This is a genomic window from Gardnerella sp. 30-4 (assembly GCF_001641215.1).
Taxonomy (GTDB): domain Bacteria; phylum Actinomycetota; class Actinomycetes; order Actinomycetales; family Bifidobacteriaceae; genus Bifidobacterium; species Bifidobacterium leopoldii.
On record NZ_LXJL01000133.1, the window covers coordinates 1 to 2,555 of the forward strand.

2 protein-coding genes are annotated in these 2,555 nt (G+C 44.7%); both read right to left on the reverse strand.

Annotated features, from left to right (window positions below; genetic code table 11):
- Window positions 1-20: 20 nt before the first annotated feature.
- Complete coding sequence (gene pyrF / locus A5294_RS06150; protein WP_004119036.1) at window positions 21-1,064, reverse strand: orotidine-5'-phosphate decarboxylase; 1,044 nt, start codon at window positions 1,062-1,064, stop codon at window positions 21-23.
- A gap of 34 nt (window positions 1,065-1,098) precedes the next feature.
- Entirely contained in the window at window positions 1,099-2,511 is a 1,413-nt protein-coding gene (locus tag A5294_RS06155) for a dihydroorotase (protein ID WP_064340714.1), read from the reverse strand.
- Window positions 2,512-2,555: the final 44 nt, after the last annotated feature.

The window sequence follows — 2,555 nt, forward strand, 5'->3', positions numbered from 1 at the left end:
ATTTATTTTAGTTATACATTCTAGCGATACACTGCATTTCGCAAGTCGTCACGCATATTTTTCGCAGCAACAGCTGCAGAATCACGCACAATATCAAGAATGTCATCGAGAGACATATGACCTTGATTTTTAGCGTAATCTTCAGACTTTTTCCAAGCACCAATAATACCGCGCGAAGAATTTACAATAGCGCCTTCAGAATTTGCATCAAACATTCCTGCAACATCTTGAGCTGTACCGCCTTGAGCGCCATAGCCTGGAACAAGGAAGAAAGTGTGCGGCATAATCTCGCGCAAATGCTTGCCCTCCTGCGGATGCGTGGCACCTACAACTGCGCCAACTCTTGAATAACCGTGCTTGCCAATGCTTGAAGCACCCCAGTTCTCAATCAAATCCGCCATATGCTCATACACTGGCTTGCCATCTTGCAAAATAAGCTCCTGTAGCTCCTTGCTAGAAGGATTCGAAGTGCGAAGCAGCACAAAAATGCTTTTATCGTACGCTAATGCTTCATCGATAAAAGGCTTCACTCCATCCGAACCCATATAAGGGTTTACTGTAAGCGAATCTTCATGCCAAACGTCAAGATTTTTAGAGCTTTTTAGAAGATTTTTAAGAGATTGTGGCAGTGCGTTATCAGTCGCATTTTCGTCTTCAAAATATGCAGAAAGATTAGCGAAGCCGCTTAAATGAGCCGCATACTGACCAGCTGTAGAGCCAATATCTCCGCGCTTTGCGTCACCTATTACAACTAATCCTTGCGATTTTGCGTATTCGCAGGTCATTGCGTAAGTATCGATACCTGCAGGACCAAGCGCCTCGTACATAGCGATTTGCGGCTTTACAGCCGGCACAAAATCTGCAACTGCGTCAATAATCGCACGATTAAACTCAAAATAAGCTGTAGCTAAAAGCGTTGGCAGCGCATCCTCGCCTTCTACTTCTTGCAAAACTTCGTCCGCAAGAGAGCTAATAATTTCGGCAGGAACAATTCCAGGCTTAGGATCCAAGCCCACTACGCTAGGATTTTGCTTGGCTGCAATCGCTTCAATAAGTTCGTCCATAATTTACTACCATTCCAAATTTATATTTAATCAATCACATTCTCGAGAAAGCAATTTCTGAACCAATAATCGTCGCAACAGGCCTTCCTGTAAGTTGCCATCCATCAAAAGGAGTATTTCGAGCTTTTGAATGGAACGAATTTGCATCAACCGCCCAATTTTCGCGCATATTAATCAGCACTAAATCAACGTTTTCAGGGTGTTCAGTAATACTTAAACGCAGCGTTCGCTTGTTTGCGCATCGCGAAGAAACGTTAAGCAAAGCCGCAATATCAGTAGGTCTTCTGCTCATCAATTGCATTGGATTTACTGCCATTAATTCGATTAAATGCTTATCGTCCGTATATCCTGCATCAACCAAAACTTTGCGGCACACGCCATACGCGCACTCAAGCCCAATAATTCCGTTAGGAGTGCTTGCAAAATTTCCTGACTTTTCTTCCGCAGTGTGAGGCGCGTGATCTGTTGCAATCATGTCAATTGTGCCATCCGCAATAGCAGCGAGCGTTGCTTGACGATCCGCTTTTGAACGAAGAGGAGGATTCATCTTAGCCATAGCACCATATCGCAAAACATCCTCATCACACAAAGCTAGATAGTGAGGCGCAGTTTCGCACGTAATCGGCAAACCCTCTTTCTTTGCCTTACGAATAGCTTCAAACGCAGCAGCAGTGCTCACATGCTGGAAATGCACATGTACGCCAGTTTCGCGGGAAGCATCAATATCTCGCTGAACAATTGCAAGCTCAGTAGAAGCTGGAATTCCACCAACACCAAGCATTTTTGCGACCGGACCCTCGTTCACAGCTCCCGTATCATGATGCTCACAATGCTCCACGAATGGCAAACCAGTTTGTTTTGCCATAGCTAACACATCTCGCAAAATCGGTTCAGGCACTGCAGCACCGTCGTCGCTTATAGCAGTAATCGGGTGCTTTTTCATAGGAGAAGTTTTTTCGTCATCGTCGATTCCAGCAACATACTTTTTCCAAAGCTCAATATTGCTTGGTTTTAAGCCTTTACGCCCCAATGATGCGCACACGCTCAAATCGTAGCGAACTGGCAATTTTACGCCGTAAATGCAACCATAGCGCTGCAAATAGTCAACTACATTATCTACATCAAATGGAGCATCTTCCCAAGGCTCGCCGTCAAGAGCTGGAACAGTATTTGGCATAATCAAAACTTGCGTATAACCGCCAGCCGCCGCAGCCTCACTGCCGGTCATCATTGTTTCTTTTGCTGTTTGTCCTGGATCTCTAAAATGCACATGCGGATCTGCAAAACCAGGAGCAACAACCCAATCACTTGCGTCAATATCGCCAGTAACGCGCGCATTCTGCTCTATAAGGGCATCCTGACGAACGCCATCAACAATAAGATCAATACGTTCGCCAGTATCCCACACAGAGATATTGCGCAAAGTTAAGGTGCCTGATTCGTTCATTTCACTCCTGGTTTTGCGTAATTTTTACAGTTATATAATAATAT